Here is a 26,572-nt window from a genome sequence, read left to right as displayed (position 1 = left end):
GGGCTTATTAGCCACCCGCGCAGCTGCGTAGGCGGCCGTGACTGGCCTCGGCAATCAAAGCGGCCAGCCGCGTCAGGTTGTTCTGATGAGCGTTAACCAGCGTTTCCAGGGTTTCGCCGGCCGGCGTGCGTAGCACTGTATGACAGCGTTTCTCGCCGTTTTTGCCCTGCGCCTTGAGCCGCCATTTCACATCCAGCAAGGCGTACTCCCCGAGCACGGAATCGAAGCGCTGCACATCGATCTGCAGCGAGGCCGTGCCTGACGTCGTTGGGGATTCTGCCGGCGGCGGATTCAGCTGGTCCCGCAGGGCACTGTGGATTTCATCAGCCAAGGTGGCCCCCCACCACTCCGTTTCCAACACTTGCAGGCCGCTGCGTCCCTGGCGAATGACAATTTGCGTACGATCCACCTGGGGCGGCACTGTTACCGGTTCGACGCGAATGTCCATGGCCGGTGTCGGGACGGCAGGTTGCGCATGGGCGGGCACCACAAGAGTGTGGAAGTTGACCGGATCACTCGCGCAGGCGCTGAGGGCCAACGCCATGCAGATCCCCAGTGCCACAGGCAGGCGACTCGACAGGTATTCGGGCAGCATCGTCATAGCTCACTCCCGCAATCGGTTACCTTTCGGATGAATTCGAACGGCCCCGGATCAGCGACTCGGGATGCCTGCCCAGATAGTCCGTCAGCTCGCGCAGCGAACGTGACATGCGCCGCAGCTCATTGAGCGTTTGGCCGATTTGCTGGCGCTGCGGGGAATCGTCGGCAAGTGCGAGGTTGGCCGACTCCAGGGTTCCTTGCAGCTCTTCCAGGGTCTTCTGTATTCCCGGCAGCGTCTCGCGATTGAAATACCGAAGCCCTTGGCGCAGCTCGTTCAGGTTCGCATCCAGGTTGCTGACCATGCGTTCGAGAGGCAACTGGCTAACCCGATCGACCAATTGCTGCAAGCGCTCCTGAACCCTCTCCAGGTTGCCGGGCACCGTGGGGACGAGAATCGGCCGTTCCGCCGGATTGAAGGCGACGGGCGGTTCATCCGGATAGAAATCCAGGGAAATGTACAGCTGGCCGGTCAGCAGGTTGCCGCTGCGGGCCTGCGCGCGCAAACCATGCTTAACGAAGGACTCGATGAGCTGCGCGGCAGCTAACTCGTCACCGGGCGAATGCTTGAGCGCCTCGATCATTTTGGTATAGGCCGGCCCGAGGCGATTGGGGTAAATCACCGCATCGACGATGAGCGGGAACGACTGTTTCTGTTCATCGAAATCCAGTTGCACCGCTATGACCTTGCCGAACTCGACGCCCATGAATTCGACCGGTGCGTCGACCGCCAGCCCGCGCAGTGACTGATCGAACCGCAAGCGAATGTACCGCGCCGCACCTGTAGGCGGTGCCAGTGCGCTCTCTTGGTTGGCAAACAGCGTGAAGCGATGCCCTCGCGCGGCCGCTTGCTCACTGGACACGAACTCCGGAGAGCCGAAAGCCAACCCCCCGGCTAGCACGGAAGCCAGCGACGCCGTATCGACCCGGATACCTTTGGCATCGACGGATACATCAATACCGCTGGCATTCCAGAAGCGGCTATCCGCCGTGACGTAGGCATCGTTGGGTGCACGGATGAATACCCCGATCGTCACGCCCTTACCATCGGCATCCAAGGCATAGGAAATCACTTGTCCCACCTGAATTTTGCGGTAGTAGATGGGTGAACCGATATCCAGCGAGCCGAGCTCCGGTGCCGAGAGGAAGAAACTCTTGCCTTCCTCTCCGTAAGTGATGGGAGGCGGCGATTCGAGACCGACGAAGCTGTCGGCGCGCTGGGTCGATTGACCGGCATCGGCGCCAATGAAACTGCCCGACAACAGGGTATCCAGCCCGGTGACCCCACCGGCCCCGATACGCGGCCGCACCACCCAGAATTGGGAGTCGGCCCTGGCAAAGGATTCTGCTTCCTTGGACAGGCTCGCCGTGACCTTAACGCTTCTCTTGTCCTCGGCCAGTTCGATCGTGGTCACCTTGCCGATCACCAGATTGCGGTAGCGAACCTCGGTCTTGTTGGCCACCAGGCCCTCCCCTGTCTTGAAGGTGATGGTGACGGTCGGGCCTTCCTGCATCCAGTTGCGCACCACCAGCGAGGCCCCAATCAGCAGGGCCACGATCGGCACGATCCACACCAGCGACACGTTCCAGCGCCGGGTCTTGATGGGGGCCGGCTCCGGCGTTGCTGGATTCATCGAGTGCTGTTGCATCAACCGTCCCCCTTGGCAGTCGTACTGTCCCAGATCAGACGGGGGTCGAAACTCATGGCCGACAGCATGGTAAAGACCACCACCAAGCCAAAGAATAGGATGCCCGGGCGCGGTTCGATGGTTCCCAGCTCCTTCATCTGTACCAGTGCGGCGACCAGGGCTACCACCAACACATCCAGCATCGACCAGTAGCCGATCAGTTCAATGAAGCGATAGAGCTGCGCACGCTGGCGCTGCGCCCAGGCACTGCCTCGCTGGGTGGTGATCAGCAGCAAGGCCAGCACCGCGAACTTGATGACCGGTACGCCAATGCTGGCAATGAAGATGATCAGCGCAATGTCCCAGGCGCCGCCGACCCAGAATTCCACGACGCCGCCGATAATGGTGCTGCCGCCGCCACTGCCGAGCATGCTGGTGTGCATGACCGGTACCAGGTTGGCAGGTATGTAAAACACCAGCGCAGCCAGCAGGTAGGCCCAGGTACGGGCAATCGCATCAGGCTTGCGCCAGTGCAGCGGAGCGCCGCAGCGACTGCAGCGGTCGGGGTGACCATGCATGTCGCAGACCTGACCGCAGTCATGGCACAGGCACAGGTTCAGCGCGCCGGCCAGTGGGGGGTCGTTCATAACCTGTCCCACAGGTCGCGCACATCGCGGCCGGCGATATAGATCAACAGCACGCTCAATGCGGCCAGGGCCACCAGTCCTATCCCCGGCACCACATCCAGCAGACCAGCCAGCTTGATCACCGCCACCAGCGCGCCCAGCAGACAAACCTCCAGCATGTTCCACGGCCGCAGGCTTTCCAGGGCACGCATGCACAGGGCAAACCCTGGAGAACGCCTATGGCCGAGGGCGAACAACAGGACCCAGATCAGCAGTACCACTTGCAGGATCGGCGCGATGATAATGGTCAGGGCGGCCACCAGTGCTATGAAAGTGATGGATCCCTGGCTGAGGATCTGCACCGAATCCCACAGCGTCGCGGAGTTGCTTACGCCTTGCAGGCTGATGCTCATCACGGGGTAGTAGTTGGAGTAGATCAGCAGGATGGCGGCGGTCACGCTCAAGGCAAGACGCTGTTGCACCGAAAGACCGACATGACGCTGGAGGACCGCGCCGCAACGTGCGCAGATCGCGCTCTGTCGACGCGCCAAGGATGACTTGCGATAGACCGCATCGCAGTATTCGCAAACTATGAACTCGCGAGTGTCGGTCACTTCAACGGCCCCACCTGGATAGGCTATGCCAAATACGGCCAACCTAAAGATTGCACGCTCAGGTTGCACCTATCCGGCCATTCACGACCCCTCGACAAGCCCGGCGGAATTGACGAGGAAGGCACAGTTGTAGAATAGCGTTACCTGGTTAAGTTCACGCTGTGATCGAGGTGCAGAGCGTCAAGCTGCGGAGACGGCTGATAAATTCCAATAAAGGCAGCCCTCAGGGCGTGGCATTCAACATCCCTGCCGAAAGCGCGGCAATTTAAAACCAGATCGATACGTATTAATTAACAGGCTTAGTAAGTCATTCGCACGTACCGAACTCGGCGCCTTCCGGCATTTCACGGGACGTTCAAAAACCTGGAGCTGCCACTGTGAGCGACCACGGAGAACCGGATCTACCTTGGTGATCTGCGCGAGCTGGGTAGTGGTGCAGCATCCGTTAACAATGGCGATTGAGGAGAGGGGCGCCAACCTGGAAGCCCTAACTGGATATGGCAGCAGCTCGCTACACCGTCGAGCCCGTGCCCAGGATGTAGCCGCGCATAGGTAGAGCATCGACGCCGGTTCATCCCGTCTGACTGACGACTCTGCCGTCAAGATTGATCGGCGGCCGGGCAGATGCCTGGGCCGCCGAGGTGAGGTGCTGCGCGAACAAACCAATCGCTGCACAACAATTAGAGAGAGTTTATATACCCGTTAATTAACTTTTTGCCCAGATCCTCGCCAGCTGCCAACCCCTCATCAAGAGTGCTGTACAGGCTATCAGCGTCACACCTGGAGATATTGATTGGGTCACCAATCTCTAACCTCATCTCCCAACCGTTCGGATGTTTCTTAGAGTGAACATCAAACACGATCCCGCCAAAGTCGAAAATTTTGGTATGTGCGTCCACGTTACTCCTCCTTGATCCGGCCCCATGCCGGTACATTCACCATATCCTAGTCTGCCAGGCTCGCCCGGCAGACCAAGGTCGGATCGGTCAGATTCCGCCCCTAGGTGAATGAAGCATTTAAGATGAGCGTGACGTTCGCGACGGGCAGACATGGGTGCAATACCTGAGCTTTGGCGGACCGCGACTGTTGGACAGGATCGCCGGGATGTTCCGACGTGCCAGGGCCCGTGCGAATGCGGCCGCGACCGGGCCAGCGCCGGCGATACCGATGGCAAAAAAGTCGATTCGTGCACGACGGTTTCGAAATCTGACCTGCCCTCTGGAACAGGCAATGCCTGGGTCATTCACCTGTTGGCCCGCGAGCCTGAAGCGCCACCACCCCGCTACGGCGACCTCCAGCACTATCTGTCCAGCGTTCCAGGCAGCGCGAGCGCCTCGCGGGAAACCAGCCAGCGAGACAAGCACTGCGCCCACTGCCAAACCGCCCGAACGCCCTCGTCCTCCACAGCCCAAACGCCAACCTGGCGACCCGGTGTCCACACAGGTACAGGCCTGCCTGGATGAACTTCGTCAGCACAGCCGTTTGAGGCGTGAGTCCTGATCCGTTATGCCAGTGGAATAATCCCGCCGTCCGGCGCAATGGCCGTTATGTCAGTGACATAACCGCACGTATCTCGAGCGGCAATAACCGAACAAATCACGGGTGAAAATCTGAATCAGCGCCCGGTCATCCTGCCGCTGTTCATTGCAATCAGTTGGGTTTTCTGGGCGTCTACCTGCTAACGGACTACGACGTGCTGGCTCGTCGTGCCCTGCTGGCCCATCACACCGCGCTGATTACTCAGCAAGACATGGCGCACATCCTAGACAGTGGCGACCATCAGCTACGCGGCCTGTTCGACCTGGCGCAGCGCTGCAAACCGTCGGGGTTGAGCCGCAAGGACTTTCGGGCCAACCACGCCGAGGCGCAGGCAGTCCGCGCACGCCTGGAACCCGTGCCGGAAGACCTTCTCAGCGGAATGCAGCGCTCGCAGTACGCACCGACGATTTCTCAGCGTCGTGACGCCCCTGTTACAGCATCAACACTTCGGATACCTGATCAAGGATTTCCGACCCCTTCTTGATCTCGACGGTCGGTCAACTTGCCAGAAGAAAGTAAAGCGCGGTACCTAAGGCGGCTGCGCTGATGAGCCCAAGCGCATTCAGGAAAGCGACAGCTGCAACTACGGCCAGCGAGACCGCCGCCGCCAGAGGCTCTCGCACCAGCTCGGAATAAGCGATATAGACGGCGAAGTTGATGAAGACAGCTGCTGGTAGAACCCGCTCGACGTAACGTCGACTCTCGGGCGCCATCCGAAGCGACACGAACGCTGGGAGGATCCTGACCAGGCAACTGGTGAGGAATAATGCCCCGATTGCGATGGCCACCGATTGATTCATATATCGGTCCTTCCGAGAATCACCGTGGCCGCCAACACACTCGGTATCCAGAAGTAAAGCGGGCCCAAGAGGCTGATCAGTAAGAGCGATACCCCTGCACACAACCCCGCCGCCGCAAGGCCCCGGGTGCGACTGCTGCCTGGCACCTGCCAGAGCCGGGCGCGCAGCTGCAAGGCTGACAGGTGCATCAGCACCACGCTCGCGGGGAAGCCGAGATTGACGCCCTCACCGACCCAGGCAGCCGGAATGAATTGCCCCAGCACAGCGCCGAGCAAACCTGCGCCAACCCAGGCGCAGAATATTGTCCCTCGTATCAGCATGACGGCGCGCTTGCTGTCAGAGTCATGCTCGGTGGCGTAGGCCTCGTCACCCAGCATGTGTGCGACCACGGCTCGCTGGGTGAGCGATGTGGGTAGCCGTCCCGCCGAAGCATAGGCGATCGGCAAATAGCGGCTATTGATCGATGCCGTGACCATCAGCATTGTGAAGAAGCCGGCGTCGGCCTCTGCAAGTGGCAGCAAGGCGAATTGGCCGCTGCCGGAGAAGCCAAGCACACCCACCGCCAGGATCTCGAGCCACGACCAGTCGGCACGTGCGGCAAGCGCGCCAAACAGCGCGCTAACCGGAACGATCGCAAGCGCAGTCGGGACCACGCGATAAAGCGGGCGATGCAGCGTACCGGTTTGCAGCACAGCGGCACCCCAACTGCGTATTCGGGCGATGCTCTTCATTAACCCTCGGCCGCCATGGCCAGCCTTTCATGAGCGCGGCCGTAGGCCCGGCTCTCCCAGCGGTTGATTTCGATCACCCAAATGTCCCGATAGCCAGCCTCGCCTTCGACAGGTTCGATGTTGGTCGCATAATGAATGTAGCGCTCATCATCGATGAGAATCGCCTGATTCTCTGCCAGGGTTTGCCGATACACCACCTCCATGGTGGCAGGGTCAATCACCTGCGTCTCGCCGCCTTTCACTTTTTCCCTGCGCGCCACGGCGATGACACTGTACTCATGGCCGTCCCGGTGCGGTCCCTCGGGCACCGTGACCCCCTTGAACAGGCTGTTTGCAACCACCCGAATCTGATTGACGTTCACCTGGAGCATCTCCTGGCGATCAATCGGCAGGTGTTCCAGTACACGGGCAATCAACGCACTCGGATCCACTTCAAGCGGCTCGCGATGCCGCGGCACTCCGCCGGCTTCCGCCAGCCTTATGTAGCGGGCCGATTGAATGTACTTACGCTGTGGCAGGGTGGCGAAAACCCACTCCACCTCGTCCCAGAAGCCCAGGTACTGGGAGAGCCGAATTTGCCGCAACCGGCTCGGGCTGTGTTGATCACGTGGTAGGTTTGCAAAGGTCGCCTGGAAGCTGTCCGACATGACTGGCATGTCAACAACACAGAAGCCTCTGTTGAGAAAATCATTATCGGACTGCGTAACAGGGAGCAGCGGTGCCATAGCGGTAGTCATACGAATCCTTCTCGAATCAAGCTGGCTGGAGATCAAAGGTGGCAACTTCGTAGGGTTTCAGCGATTCGATGTGCTTTTGCGTGATACCTCGGTAGAAATCGCAGGCCGAGGGCTCAACGGAGTCGACCGACGCAAATTTCTTTTCCAGCGGCCCCAGGCATAGTCCGCCGCAGAAGCCTTCAATCTCGCATCCGCGGCAGAAATCCGGGTTGTCTCGTCGAAGCCTCGCATGCTGCAGATAGGGCTCGGAATTGAGGATCTCAGTGCCATCGCGAATGTCCCCGAGGAGGGTCGAACCCGCCTTGCAGGCGAAGACCGAACCATTGGGCTCGATGCTGAACTGCGCGCCTTTGGCCGAACAGTTTTTAAAACCTCGAAAAGTAACGCTGTCAAAACCCAGCATGACCTGAAAAATCTGGTGCCAATATCCGGTAAGCACGACACCGCGTGATCTGCCGTACTCCACGACATTCCAGAGACGTTCGACGATGTTTCGTGCCCCGAAGTCCGAATAGAACGTAGGGTCGAAATCGACGACGACGCCAATCTCTCGAGCGCCGACATCGACGGCCAGATCAACGATCGAGTTATCAAAATCGCTCCAGGTCGAGGATGTCAGCGCGGCATTGATTGCCACCCGGTTGTTGTACCTCTGAAGAGTCCTCAATCCCTGCATCACGACAGGTGTGCTGTCATCGCCATTTTTCAGCGGCCGGCTAGGGCTGGTGGGGGAATCGAAACTGACGCAGACGGCCACCTGGTACTGGGCGAAAGTGCGCGCCACTTCTTCAGTGATCAGCGACCCATTGGTCACAGTCGAGTAGTGAATCTTGATGCCTTCGCGCTCACCATTTCCAAACCGCTCGAGCACAGCCTGGATAGTGCGCCAGTTGAGCAGTGGTTCACCGCCAAAGAACTGGAGCATCACTTCGACGACGCCCTCGGAGCGAGCCACGGCCAGAGCCGATTCAACGTAGGCGATGCCATCTGCAGGCTTCATCGACCTGTTTTTGGGATCGTACTGATGGTCGAAGCGCTCCTTGGACGCATAGATCGAATCCTCAATATTTACCTTGATTCCTTCACGGGCAATAAGCCGCGAAGTGTCGACCTTGTTGTATTCGTCTTCGGCCGACATTTCCTTGCCCTGGACGCCTTCGAAACAGTAGGTGCAACCGAAATTGCAGGCGTTGGCCAGTATCAGCTGAATGATGTTGATCTTCTTCTCGACCACCGAAGGTCCGGCCGGTAGCTGCTGCCCGCGGGCCGGAACGAGGATGTGGCGTGCAATAAGCTGCTGGGTCAGCTCATCAGCTCTGGTACTGGCCTCTCCCGACAGTAAGCTGGCCGGCACGTTACGAGGCTTGCGGTAGGTATTGAGGAGTTCCTGACCAGCTTCGTCCAGAAAGAACAGACCACCCAGCAGGCGGTGATATGTCGCAAAGTGTTGATCGACCTTCGTCTGAACGATGTTCTCTGAAAGAATAAATGGCTCGGATTCGAATGAATTCAACTGGTTACCCTCTGCAGTTGCATTGGCGACAGGCGAATGGCGGCGTCAGGTCAGACGCCGCCATCTCTACTTACCTTGTCAGACGCTGGCTCAGCTTCACGCCACCGACTGCAAAGGTGCCGCCCACAGTCCCACCGACAGTTCCACCCACGGTCCCACCGACAGTTCCGCCTACGGTCCCGCCGACCGTTCCGCCAACAGTTCCGCCGATCGTCGCGCTGATGTGGTTCGTGTTCATCCTGAAGCCCTCTCTCATTGTTCTAAGGGTCGATCGAGTCGTTTGCCCTGATGAAGCACTCCGTGAGTGCGTGCATGTCCCAGCCAGACGTGCCAGCCGAGACACGCTGTGGCATGCGAAGAGACGAATCTCCACGGCAAGCACAGCGCAAACGAGTTTAGAGAGGGGTACCTGGAAGGTATTGAACGATCGTGCAGGTTTTGCGGTTCAGCTTCGGCGCAGCATCTGCAGCCACCGAGCCGGTGATATCCCATAGGTCTTTTTGAAATGCCGTGCCATATGGCTCTGGTCTGCAAAGCCGGTATTCAACGCGGCATCGATCAGCGATTGGCCCGAGAGGAGCTGAGATCTAACCTGGTCGAGCCGACGCATCGTCAGATATCGGTAGGGGCTGGTTCCGTATAGCACCCTGAAATCCCGGGATAGACTCCATCGGTCCCGGCCGCTGGCTCGCTCTAGTTCTTCAAGCGTGATGATGCTGTCCAGGGCACAGTGGATGTAGTGGCGTGCGCGTTCAGCCGCAACGTAGTCAAGGGTGCGGCGTCGCTTGCGGACGCCGGAAACGGCGGCGAGCGCCTGTGCTAGATCGTAGATGGCATCATCTTCCTCGAGCGGATCGATCTGGCAGTCCATCCCCTGCATGAGCGTTTGGGTCGCAGCGAACAGACGGGGGTCGCGCGAAACGCCATCCGGGACGAAGGGCAAAGTAGTACCGCCTAGCGCCTGCTGAAGCAGAGCGGGTTCGATATAAAGGATGCGGTAGTGGAATCCTTCGGCGCTTCCGGCTTCACCATCATGTAGCTCATCCGGATGGATGACGATGGTCCCGCCAGGAAGGCTGTGCTTCATGTCGTCGCGATAGCGAAAGCTGTGCACGCCGGCAAGTGTGCGACCAACAGCGTAGGTATCGTGCCTATGGGGCTCGAATCCGAAGCCGCCAAAGTATGCTTCCATTCGTTCCAGCTTTGTTTTCGGGGCGCGTACCGCCCAATCCTTAAGAGCCATGTGTCTTCCTTCTCAGCTGTAGCTCCTAGCTTGACTTGCACTCCCAGAGTACCGAGCCGGTCTCCTGATAACATACTTCTGCGAACAGCCGCAGTCGCATGACGTGCTAGTTCCTGGCCGCTCAACGCGTCATTGTCAGAATTTAGGGAGCAGATGATGATACGCCAGCTTTCCGATCAGGATATGGATAGCGTATTGAGTAAACGGGGGGACGAGTAAACGGGGGGACAGATTTATTTATTGGGATGACTGTCCTCTCCTGGCCGGTTTCTGTCCTTTCCAAAGTACAGCCGCTGTCGACTTGATGGGCCAGAAGACATGGTATTTCGGCGAGGTTGCCGCCCAGCCAACGCCGTGAAAATCGCGGCCAACTCCAGTATCGCGTGCGCTATTGAATCGATGGCCGAGGCGTCAGCCTTGGTAAAGTCGTACGGCATCGCTGTGCCCGACTTTATCGAACTGTTGACTCATACTCTCTACCCTTCACCCGTCTACAAGGGCTACGGCGCTATGATCGCCGAACAGCGATTCTCGCCTGTGGGTTCAAGTTGTTTGAAGGAGGTACGGTTGGCGCTGAGCGCTGGTGAAGCCAACAACCTTCCGTTGCCTTTTGGAAGCGTGCTGCGCGATAGCATGATCGAAGCCATCGCGCAGAGTGATGGGCATCTTGACTAGGTAGAGCTAGCGAAGGTGGCTGCACGTCGCGGTGGCGATAAGCTCGGCTGAACAGGCGACCTTCTCTTTGTAATAGGCGCGATTCAGATAATAAGCAGGCCAGGTCAATTACAGTGCCGTGCCAGATTACGCGTCAGCCAGCAACTCCACCATTTCTCGCGCCGAATCGTTCATTTCCTGCGACGCTCCCCTTACCTAGCAAGCAACAATCAGCACCTCTCCGATAAGAAACAGTTGCCGCGCGGCCTGCTTTGTAAAACCGTGGACTTTAGGGTGGGGCAAAAAGTGGAGCAAAAATAGAAATTGGCAAAAACAATCGCCCATGAAAAATCCAGTCACCGCTAAGTGACTGGATTTTGTGGAGTTTCTTGATCGGGACGAAGTGATTCGAACACTCGCCCCCTTGCACCCCATCCAAGTAGGAGGGTAGCGAGGATGAGACGGATGTTGATGCGTAATAAAACCGCCAGTAGTGCTTGGAGCTAAGAGCAGCTTGGTGATTGACCGGTGATTGACAGCTCATTTTCGGCAACTTGGGAAGAAGCACTAAAACCGCTGTAACCCGCGTAGTGAATGGTGCCCGAAGCCGGACTTGAACCGGCATGACCTTGCGGTCGAGAGATTTTAAGTCTCCTGCGTCTACCGATTTCGCCATTCGGGCGGTAGCTGCAATCGCTTGATTTCGCGTGGATCAGGAATATATACAGCCCTGCCCGCTTAAGCAAGATAAGAAAAACCCCTGTAGCTCATAGAGTTACAGGGGTTTTAATAGTGGAGGCCGAGGTCGGAATCGAACCGGCGTACACGGATTTGCAATCCGCTGCATGACCACTCTGCCACCCGGCCTCAAACGAAAACGCCGCATCCGCGGCGTCATCGTAAAAATTGGAGCGGGAAACGAGACTCGAACTCGCGACCCCGACCTTGGCAAGGTCGTGCTCTACCAACTGAGCTATTCCCGCTTGGTGACGGACGCCATTCTATAGAATTCAAATGGTCCGTCAACCCCTTGATTCAAAAAAGTTATTTCTTTTCTGGGGTAGCACTTAAATGCGGCCAAGCGGCCAGCAGGTATTGCAACATCGACCACAAGGTTAGTCCTGCCGCCACGATCAGCAACACATAACCCAGTACCACCCAGGCAGTGAACGCGGGTGGATTACCCAGGAGAATCACCAGAGCAACCATCTGTGCTGCGGTTTTCCACTTCCCCCATCTGGAGACAGCCACATGAGCACGGGCACCCAATTCTGCCATCCATTCGCGTAGCGCAGACACGACGATCTCACGACCAATGATAATTGCCGCCGGCAGTGTCAGCCAGAGACTGGCATGTTCTTCAACCAGCAGAACCAAAGCCACGGCAACCATTAGCTTGTCGGCCACTGGATCGAGAAAAGCTCCAAACGGCGTGCTCTGCTGCAAGCGTCGCGCCAAGTAGCCGTCGAACCAGTCAGTGACAGCGGCAATGGCAAAAACCGCACTGGCAGCCCAGTAGCTCCATGTGAACGGAAGATAAAACAGTAAAATAAAGACCGGAATTAGTAGAACACGCAGAACAGTTAGCAAATTAGGAATATTCATTAGCACGGCTGGGGCAACGGGATGTGCAGCCATTCTACCCGCTGTGCAACGAGTCATAAATCGACTCGGCGAGCTTTTTACTGACTCCCGGGACTTTGGCGATTTCTTCGCTGCTAGCACGCGTAAGTTCTTGCAAGCCTCCAAAGTGTTTAAGCAGCTCACGGCGGCGCTTGGGACCCACGCCTGGAATCTCTTCAAGCGTTGATGTTCGGCGAGCCTTGCCACGCCGCGCCCGATGTCCGGTTATCGCAAAGCGGTGCGCTTCATCGCGAATTTGTTGAATCAAATGCAGTGCCGGTGAATCCGCCGGCAATGTGAACTCATGAGCAGCATCATTCAAGTAGAGCGTTTCCAGGCCCGGCTTGCGGGTCACGCCCTTGGCCACACCTAGCAGCAGCAAGTCGGGCACCGCCAGTTCCTGCAACACCTCGCGGGCCATGTTCAACTGCCCTTTGCCACCATCCACCAGAAGGATATCCGGAAGCTTGCCCTCGCCCTCCTTGAGCTTGCTGAAGCGTCGGGTCAGGGCTTGGTGCATGGCGGCATAGTCATCGCCTGCGGTCACGTTTTCGATGTTGTAACGGCGATAATCGGATTTCACCGCCCCCTCTTGACCGAAAACCACGCAGGACGCCACCGTTGCCTCACCGCTCGAGTGGCTGATATCGAAGCACTCCAAGCGTGTCGGGACTTCGGGAAGTTCCAAAGCTACGGCAAGCGCTTCAAACCGGGCAGCGGTGTGTTGACGATTGGCCAAGCGCGCGGTCAGTGCCTGTTCGGCATTGGTCACCGCCAATTGCTGCCAGCGCGCCCGGTTACCACGCACGCGATAACTGATACTCAGATCGCGCCCGCGTAACTCGGAGATGGCAGCCAATAAAACCGGAAAATCTTCATGCTGAGTGTTAACGATCAGTTCGCTTGGCAGGTCGCGTTCGCTGTTGGCGAGATAATACTGCGCCAGGAAAGCCGCCAGGACGGCCCCGCTCTCTTCCTCAATCGCTACTTGGGGGAAAAAATTCTTACTGCCCAATACTCTTCCGCCGCGCACGCTGATCAGATGCACGCAGGCTCCGCCTGGATTGATGATGGCAGCGACCACATCGACATCACCCGTGCCACCTTCCATGCTCTGTTGATCCTGCACGCGGCGCAAAATTGCTACCTGATCCCGCAGTTCTGCTGCCCGCTCGAAGTCAAGCTGCATCGCTGCCTGCTCCATTGCAGTCGATAGCTCCTCGGTCAGCGCATTGCTGCGTCCTTCCAGGAACATCACCGAACGACGCACATCCTCAGCATACTCGACAGGGTCTACCAGCCCCACACAAGGCCCTTTACAACGCTTGATTTGGTATTGCAGGCAGGGGCGAGTACGATTTTTGAAGAAGCTGTCTTCACATTGGCGCACCAAAAAAGCTTTTTGCAATAGAGCCAAGCTTTCCCGGATCGCGCCAGCACTGGGGTAAGGGCCAAAATAGCGACCCTTTTGCTTCTTCGCGCCGCGATGAATACCCAAGCGTGGGTAGAGGTCTTCACTGGACAGGAACACGTAAGGATAGGATTTATCATCACGCAGCAAAATGTTGTACGGCGGCCGCCATTCCTTGATCAGCGTCTGTTCGAGCAGCAGCGCCTCGGTTTCATTGGCGGTAATCGTGGTTTCAATTTGCGCGATGCGGGAGACCAGCGCAGCCGTTTTGCTAGCCAGACCTGTCTTGCGAAAGTAGCTGGAAAGTCGTTTTTTGAGGTTCTTGGCTTTGCCCACATAGAGCAGTTTGGCGCTCGCATCGAACATGCGATAGACGCCTGGGTGATTGCTACAGACAGCCAAAAAGGCTGCCGGATCAAAAACGGGTGTAGACATGATCAGCCGACGGCATCCACCATTCCATGACGCACAGCCAGCAGCGCCAGTTCCACATCACTGGTAATGGCAAGCTTTTCGAAAATGCGGTACCGATAGGTATTCACAGTCTTGGGGGACAAGCAGAGCTTGTCCGAAATATTCTGCACTTTATGACAATTGGCAATCATCAACGCGATCTGAATTTCACGCTCCGAGAGCAATTCGAACGGTGAAGATTGGCTATTGGGCTGGAAGGATTTGAGTGCCAACTGCTGCGCGATTTGCGGACTTAGAAAACGCTGCCCAGCGTGAACCATACGAATCGCCTGCACCATTTCTTCCAGCGCGGCCCCCTTAGTCAGGTAACCGGCCGCACCCGCCTGCAAGAGCCGGGTAGGAAACGGGTCTTCTTCACAACTGGTGACGGCCAGCACTCTAATGCCAGGGAAGCTACGCAGGAGTTTGCGAGTTGCTTCCAGACCTCCGATGCCAGGCATCCTGATATCCATCAGCACCACATCCGGCTGCAGCTCTCGCGCCTTCAGCAGTGCCGCCTCACCCGAATCGGCCTCCCCTACCACGCTCAACTCGCTGATATCACCCAGCATGCGAATGATGCCCGTACGCACCAGATCGTGATCATCGACCACCAGTACCCTAATCAAAAGACACCTCGTTTCGCATGACCGCTCAAATTGGCGGTTTCTTAGTATTGAGTTCACCCTAACAAAAAATACTCCAAGGGCCTAGCGCGTCCAGGCGCACGATATCACGGGAGCTCTCGACACCGCTCGGAGAAGCTTTAGGCACAGCCAGCAGCGGACAGGATCATGTTCAGGGCCGACAGCAGTGGGGCCAGGCTGAACTGCCTGACCCATAGCGTTGGAAGTACCCCTCTACTTGCCCTTATGATGCCCAGGCAGCAAAGAGCCCAAGACCTGCTTGGCGGTCTGCTTGATGATCCCGGACCGATCAGGATCTCCCCCTAAAAGCGCAGATGCGTATGCCTTGGCCTGTTCCAGCGTGATGTGCGAAGGCAACGGAGGTACGTCCGGGTCGGTTTTGAATTCGATCACCACTGGCCGGTCGGCAGCCAGCGCCTCGTCCCAGGCGCCGGCTACTGCGTCCTCGCGGTCGACGTAGATACCCCGAAGCCCGATGGATTCGGCGAAGCGGTGATAGGGAACATCAGGGATGTTCTGCGAGGCCTCAAACTTCGGATCGCCCTGCATCACCCGCTGCTCCCAAGTCACCTGGTTGAGGTCTTCGTTGTTGAATACGCAGCAGATCCACTGTGGGTTCTGCCATTCCCTCCAGTACTTGGCCACAGTAATCAATTCGGCCAGATTACTCATTTGCATGGCACCGTCACCGACCAGCGCCACAACCGGACGGTCTGGGTGGACAAACTTGCCGGCAATCGCATAGGGCACCGCCGCCCCCATCGAGGCCAGCCCGCCCGAAAGCGAACACATCATGCCGCGGCGGATCTTGATGTCGCGGGCGAACCAGTTGGCGCAGGAGCCAGAATCACAGGTAATGATGGCGTCATCGGGCAGACGGGGCGACAGCTCGCTGGCCACGCGCTGTGGATTGATAGGATCAGCACTGGCCATGGCCCGCTCTTCCAGCGTCTTATCCCATGAGCCGCGCCATTCCTCGACCTGTCGGCGCCAACTGCGATCAGCTTTCTCCATCAGCAGCGGCAGCAAGGCGCGTAGCGTCTCCCCAGCATCGCCGTGCAGATTCACATCCATGGGGTAGCGAATGCTCAGCATGTCCGCCTTGATATCAATCTGTACGCCGCGGGCCTTACCCTCCTCAGGCAGGAATTCGGCGTAAGGGAAGCCTGAGCCGACCATCAGCAGCGTGTCGCATTCGGTCATCAACTTATAGCTGGCCTCGGTGCCGAGCAGGCCGATCGAACCGGTGACCCAAGGCAGGTCATCCGGCAGTGCCGCTTTGCCGAGCAGCGCCTTGGCCGCACCTGCACCGAGCCTTTCCGCCACGGCGATAACCTCATTAGCAGCCCCCAGTGCACCGGCACCGACCAGAATGGCTACCTTGTTACCTGCATTAAGCACCTCGGCAGCGTGGCGCAGATCCTCATCGTGGGGCAATAGTCTGGGACGCGCATAACCGATACCGGAATGCACCGCACCATGGGCGCGCGGTGGTTCACTGTAAGCTTCGTCCTGCAAATCATTGGGCAGGATGATCACCGCCACCTTGCGCTCGGCCAGTGCCGTGCGTATCCCCCGGTCGATCAAATGTCGAACCTGCGCCGGTGCGGAGGCCTGCTGTACGAAGGCGCCAGCGACGTCCTTGAACATCGACGCCAGATCAATCTCTTGCTGGTAATGAGAACCCAACGCGGTGCGTGCCTGTTGCCCACAAATCGCCAGCACGGGCATGTGATCAAGACGGGCATCGTAGAGTCCCGTGAGCAAGTGCGTAGCACCGGGTCCTGATGTCGCGATGCAGACTCCCAGCCCTCCACCAAACTTGGCTTCAGCGGATGCCATGAACGCCGCCATTTCTTCATGGCGCGCCTGGATGAAGCGGATTTTTCCGTCGGCCCGGTTCAAGGCGCCGAACACACCATTGATGCCATCTCCCGGATAGCCGTAAATACGGCGCACGCCCCACTGGTAGAGGCGCTCGATGAAATAATCGCTGACGGTCAAGCTGCTCATGAAGCACCCCGTTGCTGAGTGATTTCAAGAATCGCCAGCGCCTTGGTGTCTTGAATACCGCCGTATCGCCTTGAAGACGATGACGCGACCAAAACGTGGCGGCTTGCTTATCCCTTACTGTGCTCGGGAGAACTGGGACCTTGTTTGACCCCTCTCGGCCCTGCCACGCCCCAAACGATAAGCCCCAGCACGGGAAAGATGATCAATCCAATTGCCCAAGCTGCCTTGATACCTACCGTCTTATCACTGCGAAAAATACTGACCATCACCCACAAATCCAGCAGCAGGATGATCGCGGCTACAGCTATCCAGAAATAAATCACGGCATCAGACATGGCTAAGTCCTCAAAAATGACGGGGAAACCGCTACGAGGTTCTTGGCTTCTGGAGTCAGTACACCGTATTGCACTTGCCAGCACTAATCTCCTTTAAGTGCAACAGCTGGCTCACAGCTACTGACTTTGAACTGCGGATCCAAGCGAAACGCTTAAACGCGACCTGTCGCTGTCTGGTTTCGAGGTATGCAACTGTTGAACAGTTCAAAGACCTGGCCATACGGTGCGATCCAGGCAGTAGCCCGCCTACGCCTGCGTTGCGGGGCATACGGCTAGAAAGAAAGAGGGGCCCCACGCTGCTGGCATCGTCACCATCACTCCAGCCATGCATTACCTGCGCGCTAACCTATGCCGCGCACAAGCGCCGCATGGGTGTTTCTATCTGGGAAGGCCTTCGCTTCAGAACAGATTCATCTGCCCGTCCACTAGGCGCTGGAAGTCGCTGTGTACGAAGGGCAGGATGGCGTCGGCCACAGGCTTGAGCTGGCGCGTCACGTAGTGGTCGTAGTCGATTGGCGCCTGGCGATTCTCCAGGGGTTCGGGGCCGGTAACGGTGATCACATAGCTGATCCAGCCACCGCGCTGGTACTGCAGTGGGCGTCCCTGGCGGGCATTGAACTCATCGGCCAGCCGCGCCGCCTTCACATGGGGCGGCACGTTGCGCTCGTAGTCCTCCAGGCGCCGGCGCAGGCGCTTGCGGTAGATCAGCAGCTCATCCAACTCGCCCGCCAGGGTGCTGCGCACGTAGCCACGCACGTAATCCTCGAAGGGTTGCCGCCTGAAGATGCGCTGGTAGAGCTCCTGCTGGAACTGCCGTGCCAGCGGCGACCAGTCGGTACGCACGGTTTCCAGGCCCTTGAAGACCATCTCCTCGCTGCCGTCGGCGCGCTGCACCAGTCCGGCGTAGCGCTTCTTGCTGCCCTCCTCGGCGCCGCGGATGGTGGGCATCAGGAAGCGTCGGTAATGGGTCTCGTACTGCAGTTCGAGGGCACTGTCGAGGCCGAACTCGGTAGCCAGATGGTCGCGCCACCACTGGTTGACCTGCAGCACCAGCTCGCGGCCGATGCGGCCCGCTGCATCCTCCGCGTGCCCGCTGCCGAGCCAGACGAAGGTGGAGTCGGTGTCGCCGTAGATCACCTGGTAGCCGCGCGCCTCGATCAACTCGCGGGTACGTCGCATGATCTCGTGTCCGCGCAGGGTGATCGATGACGCCAAACGCGGGTCGAAAAAGCGGCATCCGCTCGAACCGAGCACGCCGTAGAAGGCGTTCATGATGATCTTCAACGCCTGCGCCAGGGGCTTGTTGCCGTCGCGCTTGGCCAGGTCGCGGCCTTCCCAGACACGCGCGACGATCGCCGGCAAGCTGTGCCGGGTGCGCGAGAAGCGCGCACCGCGAAAGCCCGGCACTGAGTGCGCGTCATCGGGCTGGCGCAAACCCTCGATCAGGCCGACCGGGTCGATCAAGAAAGTGCGGATGATCGACGGGTACAGGCTCTTGTAGTCCAGCACCAACACCGACTCGTAGAGGCCCGGGCGCGAATCCATGACAAAACCACCGGGGCTGGTTTCCGGCAGGCGCTCGCCGAGGTTGGGCGCGACGAAACCCTGGCGGTGCATCAACGGCAGGTAGAGATGGGTGAAGGCCGCCACCGAACCACCGCTGCGGTCGGCCGCCAGGCCGGTGACCGTGGCCCGTTCCAGCAGGAACGTCAGCAACTCGGTCTTATCGAAGATGCGCGTCACCAACTCGCAGTCCTTGAGGTTGTAGTGCGCCAGTGCCGGCTTGTCCTCGGCGAAGCGGCGATCGATCTCCGTCATGCGCTGGTAGGGGTTGTCGATCGCCTTGCCCTCCCCCAGCAGCGTCTGCGCCACGTTCTCCAGGCTGAACGAGGGGAAGCTCCAGGTCGCCGAACGCAGCGCCTCGATGCCGTCGATGATCAGCCGCCCGGCGGCCTCGGCGAAGAAATGGCTGTTGCGACTGCCATGTTCGCGCCAACCCATCTCCTCGCCACCGCGCCCCAGGCGCAGCGGTACCTTCAGGCGCTGAGAGTGATCGCGCAGCACGCGCAGGTCAAACTGCACCAGGTTCCAGCCGATGATGGCATCGGGATCATGGCGCGCCAGCCAGTCGTTGAGTCGCTCCAGCAGTTTCGCGCGGCTGTCGCAATACTCCAGGTCGAAATCCAGCGCGGTCGCGTCGCCATTGGCCGGGCCGAGCATGTACACCTGGCGCTGGCCGCAGCCCTCCAAGGCGATGGAGTAGAGGTCGCCCCGGCTGTTGGTCTCGATATCGAGGGAGACCAGCCGCAAGCGCGGTCGATAGTTCGACACGGAACGCAGCTGAGCATCTCGCAGCAAACCGTCGTCGCCCAGCGTGCCGCTAAAAGATACCGGCGCGGTGATAAAGCGCTCCATGAGAAAACGCTCGGGCGGGCGGATGTCGGCCTCGTAGACATCCACGCCTGCGGCCCGCAGCGCCTTTTCCAGACTCAGCAGCTGGCGGTACTGACGGCAGTAGAGCCCGAGAATCGGACGATGACGGAAATCGCAAAGCCCGAGCTCGCGCAGCTCGGCATCTGGCTCGCCGTACAGCAGTTGCTCGGCGCGCTCGCGCTGTTCGGCCGGCACAAAGGCCACCGCTGGCTGTACGGGAACACGTACACGACAGGGACCGTTATCAGTAGCCAGCCAGAACTCGACCTCGATGCCCGCAGGCGTGTCGCGCCAGTGCCGCGTCAGCACGAAACCCAGTTGCCCTTCCACACCGATGACCTTGAAAGAATGCTGACGAGGGAATACTACATGCTCAGCACGCTGGTCGTTTGTGCGGGTTGAACGTCCGAACCAACATGTTGCGCTTGAAAGTCAGGCCGGATTGCAAGTACAGCACACCAGCATTCGAAAGCCGAACGCATCGAGTTGATTGACCGCGACAACCGGGCCCAAATGGTGCGCTTCGTGTTGGGCCAGCGGCGAGCCGTATCGAACATCCGACGTACTACGCCACGGCTGGTGGATCAGCCAGTTGAAGAAGCTGGCGTACGACAGCGCGGACCGAACACCTGCCGGCATACATTCGCCAGTCAGATGCTGAGCAGTACAACGCGAAGTGGATCAACGAAGACGGCCCGGATGCCGTGAGCCTGCTCAACCAGGCGCTAAAGCTCGGTTGAAAAATGAAAAAGGGGCCGTAAAGGCCCCTTTCTTTTGCCTGATATTCCCAAAGTGTTCCCAAATCGCCCCTTTTTCAGGGTTGGCTCGGTCTAAAACCCAATGAAATCAAGCAATTATATGGCGGAAGCGTAGAGATTCGAACTCTAGGACAGTTGCCCGTCGGCGGTTTTCAAGACCGCTGCCTTAAACCACTCGGCCACGCTTCCAGATATGAATAACTCGCCAGTAGCGTGGCGAGCGGCGGCAATATTACCGGATCGCAACACGCTGTCAAATTCTCTTGCTTCCCGCGTCCCAGAGCTTTGCTATGATCGCGTCATCTACAAATCGTATTCCTTCAGGAGTAACCCTCATGCAACAACGTGAATACGCGCTTAATCCTGCTCAGGTCGAGCAACGTGAAATCAGCGGCGTCCTTCGCAATACCTATGGGCTGCTGGCCATGACCCTGGCGTTCAGCGGGTTGGTGGCTTACCTGTCCCAACGCGCCAACGTTGCCTATCCCAATATCTTCGTGGTCCTGATTGGCTTCTACGGCCTGTTCTTCCTGACCATGAAACTGCGCAACTCCGCCTGGGGCCTGCTTTCCACCTTCGCCCTGACTGGCTTCATGGGCTACACGCTAGGCCCGATCCTCAACCGTTACCTGGGTATGGCTAACGGCGCCGAGGTGATCAGTTCGGCCTTCGCCATGACTGCCGTGGTATTCCTGGGCCTGTCCGCTTACGTGCTGACCACCCGCAAGGACATGAGCTTTCTGGGCGGTTTTATCACCGCCGGTTTCTTCGTCCTGCTCGCTGCCGTGTTGGCCAGCTTCTTCTTCCAGATCAGCGGCCTGCAATTGGCGATCAGCGCCGGCTTCGTGCTGTTCTCCTCGGCGGTGATCCTGTACCAGACCAGCGATATCATCCACGGCGGTGAACGCAACTACATCATGGCCACCATCAGCCTGTATGTGTCGATCTACAACCTGTTCATCAGCCTGCTGCAAATCTTTGGCATCATGAGCGGCGACGACTGATCCGGATCAACAGCTGACCCAAAAGCCCGCACCTGCGGGCTTTTTTGTTTTAGGCGCGTGGTACTCGCGGGGTATCATGTAAGCACCTCGGTTCTCTGCTTCGAGCATGTTTATGAAATTCGTCATCGCCCTCTTCTCAGCTCCCCATGCCCCTTCAGCGCGGCGTGCCCTGCGTTTTTCCGAGGCGGCGCTGGCCGAGGGGCATGAAATCGTCCGTGTATTCTTCTACCGTGAGGGCGTTTACAGCGCCTCACAGGCGGTGGTCACGCCTCAGGATGAGTTGGACGTTGCCGCCCAATGGCGCGCCTTCGTGACGCAGCACAATCTGGACGCCGTGGTGTGCATCGCCGCTGCCCTGCGCCGAGGCGTGCTCAATGCAGAAGAAGCACAGCGCTATGAACGACAGGCAGTGAGCTTGGGCGCACCTTGGGAATTGTCAGGACTTGGGCAATTACACGAAGCGGCTCAGCAAGCCGATCGGCTGATCTGTTTTGGAGGCGACTGAGATGGCTAAATCGATGTTGTTGATCAGCCGCCACAGCCCCTGGAGCGGCACCTGCGCCCGCGAAACGTTGGATATTGCCCTTGCCGGCGGTGCCTTCGACTTGCCTATCGCCATGCTGTTTCTGGATGACGGCGTGTTTCAACTGGCAGCCCAACAGAACCCGGTCGTACTGCAGCAAAAAGACCTGGGCGCCAACCTGCAGGCCCTGCCGTTGTTTGGTGTGGATGAGATATATGTGTGTGGCGAAAGCTTGGTCCGGCGGGGCCTGGATTCAGACAGCCTCGCCCTGCCCGCCCAGGCACTGGACGCTGCCGCGCTCGCCGCCCTTGTCGATCGTTATGACCTGGTGATTACGCTCTAATGGCCACTTTGCACCTGCTTGCTCAATCGCCTTACTCCAGCGCGCTGGATAGCGCCCTGCGTCTGCTCAGTACCCAGGATGCTGTGCTATTCACAGGCGACGCCTGCCACGCCTTGCAGGCCGGTAGCGCTCCTCTGAAACAACTGCAGCACATGCCGGATGGCATTGAGTTCTACGCATTGAAGGAAGATATGCAGGCGCGCAACATCAGCGCGCCTGCACGGGTCACGCTGGTGGATTACCCTGCATTCGTTGCGCTCAGTCTTCGTTTTGACAAGGTCAACAGTTGGCTATGAATGAACTGTTAGTCGACGGCCGACACCTGCCCCTGGACCAAGATGGTTATCTAGCCGAGCGCCAGGACTGGTCGGAAGCAGTCGCAGCCGCCCTTGCCCTACGCGAGGAGATGGAACTGAGCAACGAACATTGGGAAGTGCTCTATTTGCTGCGCGACTTCTACAGCGAATTCCAACTCTCTCCGGCCACCCGCCCCCTGATCAAATACGCGGCCCTGAAACTCGGTCCGGAAAAGGGCAACAGCCTGCACCTGAATCGCCTTTTCAAGGGCACTCCTGCAAAACTTGCCGCCAAACTGGCCGGCCTGCCAAAACCGACCAATTGCATATGACCGATCTGACCGCTGTTGAACATCCGTTCGCCCCATTCATTCGCATCCTTGGTAAGGGCAAGCGCGGCGCCCGTGGCCTAACGCGCGCCGAAGCTCATGAAGCCATGGGTATGCTGCTGGATGGGCGCACCGAGGACACCCAACTGGGGGCCTTCCTCATGCTGCTGCGCTACAAAGAGGAAAGTGCCGAGGAAATGGCCGGCTTTGCCCAAGCCGTGCGTGAGCGAGTCAATGCGCCCAGAATCGCCGTGGACCTGGACTGGCCCAGCTATGCCGGCAAGAAGCGCCATTTGCCCTGGTACCTGCTGGCGGTCAAATGCCTGGCAGCCAATGGCGTGCGCATCCTGATGCACGGCGGTGGCGCCCATACCGCAGGCCGCCTATATACCGAACAATTGTTGGAAACACTCCATATTCCCCTCTGCCAGAACTGGGACGAGGTGGCGAGCGCACTGCAACAAAGTCAGCCCGCCTTTATCCCACTGAGTGCCTGGATGCCGCGCCTGCAAGCCATGATCGAGCTGCGCAATACCTTGGGGCTACGCTCGCCGATTCATTCTCTGGCACGCATTCTCAACCCACTCGGCGCTCGCTGTGGGCTGCAGAGCATTTTTCATCCGGGTTATCAGGAAATCCATCGCTCGGCCAGCCAACTGCTGGGCGACCACGCCATCGTCATCAAGGGCGACGGTGGCGAGATTGAAGTCAATCCGGATGTAATATCGCACCTGTACGGCACCCAGAACGGTGAAAACTGGGATGAGGAATGGCCCGCCCAGGCCGAGCGCCGGCACGTGAAACCGGATGTCCTGGAGCCTGCCCATCTGCTGGCGGTCTGGCGCAACGAAGCCACTGACAGCTATGGAGAGCTGGCTGTGATCGCCACCATGGCGCTGGCTCTACGCGGCCTGGGTCATCCACGCGAAGCCGCTTTTACCCTGGCTCGACAGTATTGGGCGGCACGCAATACATCGAACTGACCGATAGGAACAACCCGAGCTTTGCGTCTTTCCATTGCTCGGGGGTCGCTAGACTTCACCCCAGACCATCAGGCATCAAAGCCTGCCCCATCAGATCTGAGGTGAAGTCATGGGTTTGCTTATCGAAGGGCGCTGGCACGACCAGTGGTACGACACCGCCAAAGACGGCCGTTTTCAGCGAGAACAAGCACAACGACGTCATTGGATTACCGCCGATGGCAGTGCCGGACCAAGCGGCGACAGCGGCTTTGCCGCCGAAGCCGGGCGCTATCACCTGTATGTCAGCCTGGCCTGTCCTTGGGCCCATCGCACGCTGATCCTGCGCACGCTCAAGGGACTGGACAGCGTGATCGATGTATCAGTGGTCAGCTGGTTGATGCGCGAACATGGCTGGACCTTCGATCCACAATTCGGCTCCAGCGGCGATGCCTTGGATAGCTTCACTTTCCTGCATCAGCGCTACACCGCCGAAGACCCGCGCTACACGGGCCGCGTCACCGTACCCCTGTTGTGGGACAAACACCGCCAGCGCATCGTCAGCAACGAGTCGGCGGAGATTATCCGCATGTTCAACAGCGCATTCGACGACGTGACGGGCTCGCGGCTGGACTTCTATCCCGAACCGCTGCGCGCCAAGATCGATGCGCTCAACGACCGCATCTACCCCCGCGTTAACAACGGCGTATATCGCGCCGGTTTCGCCACCACGCAGGAGGCTTACGAAGAGGCGTTCGACGAAGTGTTTGGCGAATTGGACTGGCTGGATCAGCACCTCGCCGAGCATCGTTACCTGGCCGGTGAGTACCTGACAGAGGCCGATTGGCGTTTGTTCACCACCCTGATTCGTTTTGATCCGGTCTACCACGGACATTTCAAGTGCAACCTGCGGCGCATCACGGACTACCCGCAGCTGTCCAATTGGCTGCGTGAGCTGTACCAGTGGCCGGGCGTCGCCGAAACGGTAGATTTCACCCATATCAAGGGCCATTACTACGCCAGCCACGCGACCATCAACCCGACCGGGGTGATCCCAAAGGGGCCGGCGCAAAACCTGCTGGCTGCCCATAACCGCGATCGGTTGGAAGGCAATGGGATCTGGCAGCGAAACTGACTGACAAAAAAAGCCACCCGGCGAGAGCAATCCCGCAGAGCGGACTCACCCACGATTAGCGACAGGGTCGTGACTGGAGCAATACGGGCAGCTACCGTTTTACCTGTGGAGAACCGACGCCATTGTAGGATACGCCGCGCCAGATCAGCCTACTCCCCTGCCCCTTCAAACCAGGCCAGCTTGTCGCGCAAGGTGACCACCTCGCCGACGATTACCAGCGTCGGCGCCTGCACCTGCTGTTCGGCAACCAACTGAGGCAGATCGGCCAGGGTGCCGGTAAATACCCGCTGATTGCTGGTCGTACCCTGCTGGATCAGCGCCGCCGGGGTGTCCACGCCACGACCGTGGCGAATTAGCTGCTCGCAGATCACCGGCAGACCGACCAGGCCCATATAGAACACCAGGGTTTGCCCGGGGGCGACCAGATCGGCCCAAGGTAAATCACAGCTGCCATCCTTCAAATGCCCGGTAACAAAACGCACCGACTGGGCGTGGTCGCGATGGGTCAGCGGGATGCCGGCATAGGCGGCACAACCCGAAGCAGCGGTAATACCGGGCACCACTTGGAAGGGAATACCTTCGGCCGCCAGCTCTTCGATTTCTTCGCCACCGCGTCCGAAGATGAACGGATCTCCGCCCTTCAGGCGCAGCACCCGCTTACCGGCCTTGGCCAGTTCCACCAGGCGACGATTGATCTGTTCCTGAGGCACGGTGTGATCCGAGCGCTGCTTGCCGACGTAGATACGCTCGGCATCGCGCCGGCACAGCTCGATGATCGCCGGAGCTACCAGCCGGTCATAAAGCACCACATCGGCCTGCTGCATCAGGCGCAGGGCTCGAAAGGTCAGCAGATCGGGATCGCCTGGGCCGGCGCCCACCAGGTACACCTCGCCCAGCGCTTTGGGTTTTCCGCCGGCAATCTTTTCCTCCAGCAGCCGCTCGGCTTCCGCCGGCTTGCCGGCGAACAGGCTTTCGGCAATCTGGCCCTGAAAGGTTTCCTCCCAGAAAACGCGGCGTTGCTGAACATCCGGCAGCAAGGCTTTGACTCGAGCACGAAACTTCTTTGCCAGCCCAGCCAGCTGGCCATAGGCCGAGGGAATCCAGGTCTCGATCCGCGCGCGGATCAAGCGTGCCAGCACAGGCGCATCACCGCCGCTGGAAACCGCAACGATCAAGGGCGAACGGTCAACAATCGCGGGGAAGATGACCGAGCACAAGGCCGGCGCATCCACCACATTGACGGGAACGCCGCGCGCTTGGGCCTGCTGGGAAATGTGTGCATTGAGCGGTTCGTCATCTGTGGCGGCAATTACAAGCACCACATCCTCCAGGTCGCCCACTTGATAGCCCCGCAGCATTACCTGACTGCCACCCTGCCCGGCCAGCTCATGCAATCCATCGAGTACTTCGGGCGCAACCACGCGCAAAGTGGCGCCGGCATCGGCCAGCAGGCGCGCCTTGCGCAACGCGACCTCACCACCACCGACCACCAGAACACGGCGGTCTTGCAGCTTGTGAAAGAGGGGAAGGTAATCCATGAGCGAATCCCGTTCGAGCCTGAGAAAAAGATAGGGGCATCACAGCCGATTAGCGACCTGATGCCCCTGTCGAAAATCAAGGTTTTCAGC

The 26,572-nt window shown here is 58.9% G+C and carries 26 protein-coding genes and 4 tRNA genes; 9 read left to right on the top strand and 21 right to left on the bottom strand.

The window, feature by feature from the left end:
* Positions 1 to 7 precede the first annotated feature (7 nt).
* The 5 genes from H9642_RS08185 to H9642_RS08165 all read right to left on the bottom strand — a co-directional run bounded on the left by H9642_RS08185 (position 8) and on the right by H9642_RS08165 (position 4,364).
* Positions 8 to 595 (bottom strand): PqiC family protein, encoded by a 588-nt coding sequence (locus tag H9642_RS08185; protein WP_251836156.1) that lies wholly within the window; start codon positions 593 to 595, stop codon positions 8 to 10.
* Positions 596 to 620: 25 nt separating this feature from the next.
* Complete coding sequence (locus H9642_RS08180; RefSeq protein ID WP_251835939.1) at positions 621 to 2,246, bottom strand: PqiB family protein; 1,626 nt, start codon at positions 2,244 to 2,246, stop codon at positions 621 to 623.
* Complete coding sequence (locus H9642_RS08175) at positions 2,246 to 2,872, bottom strand: paraquat-inducible protein A (protein ID WP_251835938.1); 627 nt, start codon at positions 2,870 to 2,872, stop codon at positions 2,246 to 2,248. Before H9642_RS08175 ends, H9642_RS08180 begins: the two co-directional genes overlap by 1 nt.
* The gene (locus tag H9642_RS08170) at positions 2,869 to 3,465 is read right to left on the bottom strand and encodes a paraquat-inducible protein A (RefSeq protein WP_251835937.1); all 597 of its coding nucleotides are present in this window, start codon (positions 3,463 to 3,465) and stop codon (positions 2,869 to 2,871) included. Before H9642_RS08170 ends, H9642_RS08175 begins: the two co-directional genes overlap by 4 nt.
* A 680-nt stretch (positions 3,466 to 4,145) precedes the next feature.
* A complete protein-coding gene (locus H9642_RS08165; protein ID WP_251835936.1) occupies positions 4,146 to 4,364 on the bottom strand; it encodes a hypothetical protein in 219 nt (72 codons plus the stop codon).
* Positions 4,365 to 5,119: 755 nt separating this feature from the next.
* On the opposite strand from H9642_RS08165, the gene H9642_RS08160 reads away from it, so the two are divergent.
* Positions 5,120 to 5,488, top strand: coding sequence for an AcaB family transcriptional regulator (locus tag H9642_RS08160; RefSeq protein WP_286010274.1), 369 nt, complete (start codon positions 5,120 to 5,122; stop codon positions 5,486 to 5,488).
* 13 nt (positions 5,489 to 5,501) lie between these two features.
* Here H9642_RS08160 and H9642_RS08155 read toward each other — a convergent pair whose 3' ends face one another.
* The 5 genes from H9642_RS08155 to H9642_RS08135 form a co-directional block, all read right to left on the bottom strand.
* Positions 5,502 to 5,804 carry a hypothetical protein gene (locus H9642_RS08155; RefSeq protein WP_251835934.1) on the bottom strand — a complete coding sequence of 101 codons (303 nt, stop codon included), beginning with the start codon at positions 5,802 to 5,804 and terminating at the stop codon, positions 5,502 to 5,504.
* Complete coding sequence (locus H9642_RS08150) at positions 5,801 to 6,535, bottom strand: AzlC family ABC transporter permease (RefSeq protein WP_251835933.1); 735 nt, start codon at positions 6,533 to 6,535, stop codon at positions 5,801 to 5,803. Before H9642_RS08150 ends, H9642_RS08155 begins: the two co-directional genes overlap by 4 nt.
* Entirely contained in the window at positions 6,535 to 7,272 is a 738-nt protein-coding gene (locus tag H9642_RS08145) for a 2OG-Fe dioxygenase family protein (RefSeq protein ID WP_251835932.1), read from the bottom strand. The genes H9642_RS08150 and H9642_RS08145 overlap by 1 nt, the downstream gene beginning before the upstream one ends.
* Before the next feature lie 16 nt (positions 7,273 to 7,288).
* Positions 7,289 to 8,785 carry a radical SAM/SPASM domain-containing protein gene (locus tag H9642_RS08140; protein ID WP_251835931.1) on the bottom strand — a complete coding sequence of 499 codons (1,497 nt, stop codon included), beginning with the start codon at positions 8,783 to 8,785 and terminating at the stop codon, positions 7,289 to 7,291.
* A 445-nt stretch (positions 8,786 to 9,230) separates the two neighbouring features.
* Positions 9,231 to 10,028 carry an AraC family transcriptional regulator gene (locus H9642_RS08135; RefSeq protein ID WP_251835930.1) on the bottom strand — a complete coding sequence of 266 codons (798 nt, stop codon included), beginning with the start codon at positions 10,026 to 10,028 and terminating at the stop codon, positions 9,231 to 9,233.
* A gap of 354 nt (positions 10,029 to 10,382) precedes the next feature.
* On the opposite strand from H9642_RS08135, the gene H9642_RS08130 reads away from it, so the two are divergent.
* Positions 10,383 to 10,703 (top strand): NAD-binding protein, encoded by a 321-nt coding sequence (locus tag H9642_RS08130; protein ID WP_251835929.1) that lies wholly within the window; start codon positions 10,383 to 10,385, stop codon positions 10,701 to 10,703.
* A gap of 574 nt (positions 10,704 to 11,277) precedes the next feature.
* On the opposite strand, the gene H9642_RS08125 is transcribed toward H9642_RS08130, so the two are convergent.
* The 10 genes from H9642_RS08125 to H9642_RS08080 all read right to left on the bottom strand — a co-directional run bounded on the left by H9642_RS08125 (position 11,278) and on the right by H9642_RS08080 (position 20,544).
* Positions 11,278 to 11,364 (bottom strand) — tRNA-Leu (locus H9642_RS08125).
* 111 nt (positions 11,365 to 11,475) lie between these two features.
* Positions 11,476 to 11,549, bottom strand: a tRNA-Cys gene (locus H9642_RS08120).
* Positions 11,550 to 11,589: 40 nt separating this feature from the next.
* A tRNA-Gly gene (locus H9642_RS08115) sits at positions 11,590 to 11,665 on the bottom strand.
* A gap of 61 nt (positions 11,666 to 11,726) precedes the next feature.
* A complete protein-coding gene (gene pgsA / locus H9642_RS08110) occupies positions 11,727 to 12,287 on the bottom strand; it encodes a CDP-diacylglycerol--glycerol-3-phosphate 3-phosphatidyltransferase (RefSeq protein ID WP_251836155.1) in 561 nt (186 codons plus the stop codon).
* 34 nt (positions 12,288 to 12,321) lie between these two features.
* Complete coding sequence (gene uvrC, locus H9642_RS08105; protein ID WP_251835928.1) at positions 12,322 to 14,151, bottom strand: excinuclease ABC subunit UvrC; 1,830 nt, start codon at positions 14,149 to 14,151, stop codon at positions 12,322 to 12,324.
* A gap of 2 nt (positions 14,152 to 14,153) precedes the next feature.
* Entirely contained in the window at positions 14,154 to 14,798 is a 645-nt protein-coding gene (gacA, locus tag H9642_RS08100; protein WP_251835927.1) for a response regulator transcription factor GacA, read from the bottom strand.
* A 231-nt stretch (positions 14,799 to 15,029) separates the two neighbouring features.
* Positions 15,030 to 16,829, bottom strand: a complete 1,800-nt coding sequence (locus tag H9642_RS08095) for a thiamine pyrophosphate-requiring protein (RefSeq protein WP_251835926.1) — start codon at positions 16,827 to 16,829, stop codon at positions 15,030 to 15,032.
* A 107-nt stretch (positions 16,830 to 16,936) separates the two neighbouring features.
* On the bottom strand, positions 16,937 to 17,164 hold the full coding sequence (locus H9642_RS08090) for a PLD nuclease N-terminal domain-containing protein (protein WP_251835925.1): 228 nt from the start codon (positions 17,162 to 17,164) through the stop codon (positions 16,937 to 16,939).
* Positions 17,165 to 17,563: 399 nt separating this feature from the next.
* A complete protein-coding gene (locus H9642_RS08085) occupies positions 17,564 to 19,927 on the bottom strand; it encodes a DNA polymerase II (RefSeq protein ID WP_251835924.1) in 2,364 nt (787 codons plus the stop codon).
* Positions 19,928 to 20,456: 529 nt separating this feature from the next.
* Positions 20,457 to 20,544: transfer RNA gene (locus H9642_RS08080), tRNA-Ser, on the bottom strand.
* Between the two features lie 146 nt (positions 20,545 to 20,690).
* On the opposite strand from H9642_RS08080, the gene H9642_RS08075 reads away from it, so the two are divergent.
* The 7 genes from H9642_RS08075 (at position 20,691) to H9642_RS08045 (ending at position 24,944) form a co-directional block, all read left to right on the top strand.
* The gene (locus tag H9642_RS08075) at positions 20,691 to 21,359 is read left to right on the top strand and encodes a Bax inhibitor-1/YccA family protein (protein WP_251835923.1); all 669 of its coding nucleotides are present in this window, start codon (positions 20,691 to 20,693) and stop codon (positions 21,357 to 21,359) included.
* A 112-nt stretch (positions 21,360 to 21,471) separates the two neighbouring features.
* Entirely contained in the window at positions 21,472 to 21,864 is a 393-nt protein-coding gene (gene tusD, locus H9642_RS08070; protein WP_251835922.1) for a sulfurtransferase complex subunit TusD, read from the top strand.
* A 1-nt stretch (position 21,865) separates the two neighbouring features.
* Positions 21,866 to 22,225: a sulfurtransferase complex subunit TusC gene (gene tusC / locus H9642_RS08065; RefSeq protein WP_251835921.1), complete on the top strand. Its 360-nt coding sequence runs from the start codon at positions 21,866 to 21,868 to the stop codon at positions 22,223 to 22,225.
* A complete protein-coding gene (gene tusB, locus H9642_RS08060; RefSeq protein ID WP_251835920.1) occupies positions 22,225 to 22,521 on the top strand; it encodes a sulfurtransferase complex subunit TusB in 297 nt (98 codons plus the stop codon). Before tusC ends, tusB begins: the two co-directional genes overlap by 1 nt.
* Complete coding sequence (locus H9642_RS08055) at positions 22,518 to 22,853, top strand: TusE/DsrC/DsvC family sulfur relay protein (protein ID WP_251835919.1); 336 nt, start codon at positions 22,518 to 22,520, stop codon at positions 22,851 to 22,853. The genes tusB and H9642_RS08055 overlap by 4 nt, the downstream gene beginning before the upstream one ends.
* Positions 22,850 to 23,833: a glycosyl transferase family protein gene (locus H9642_RS08050; RefSeq protein ID WP_251835918.1), complete on the top strand. Its 984-nt coding sequence runs from the start codon at positions 22,850 to 22,852 to the stop codon at positions 23,831 to 23,833. Before H9642_RS08055 ends, H9642_RS08050 begins: the two co-directional genes overlap by 4 nt.
* 109 nt (positions 23,834 to 23,942) lie before the next feature.
* Complete coding sequence (locus H9642_RS08045; RefSeq protein WP_251835917.1) at positions 23,943 to 24,944, top strand: glutathione S-transferase family protein; 1,002 nt, start codon at positions 23,943 to 23,945, stop codon at positions 24,942 to 24,944.
* Positions 24,945 to 25,093: 149 nt separating this feature from the next.
* Here H9642_RS08045 and cysG read toward each other — a convergent pair whose 3' ends face one another.
* Complete coding sequence (gene cysG, locus H9642_RS08040) at positions 25,094 to 26,482, bottom strand: siroheme synthase CysG (RefSeq protein WP_251835916.1); 1,389 nt, start codon at positions 26,480 to 26,482, stop codon at positions 25,094 to 25,096.
* Positions 26,483 to 26,572 lie beyond the last annotated feature (90 nt).

This window comes from Serpens gallinarum, from assembly GCF_014836765.1.
Taxonomy (GTDB): domain Bacteria; phylum Pseudomonadota; class Gammaproteobacteria; order Pseudomonadales; family Pseudomonadaceae; genus Serpens; species Serpens gallinarum.
This window is presented reverse-complemented; position numbering and strand designations above follow the sequence as displayed.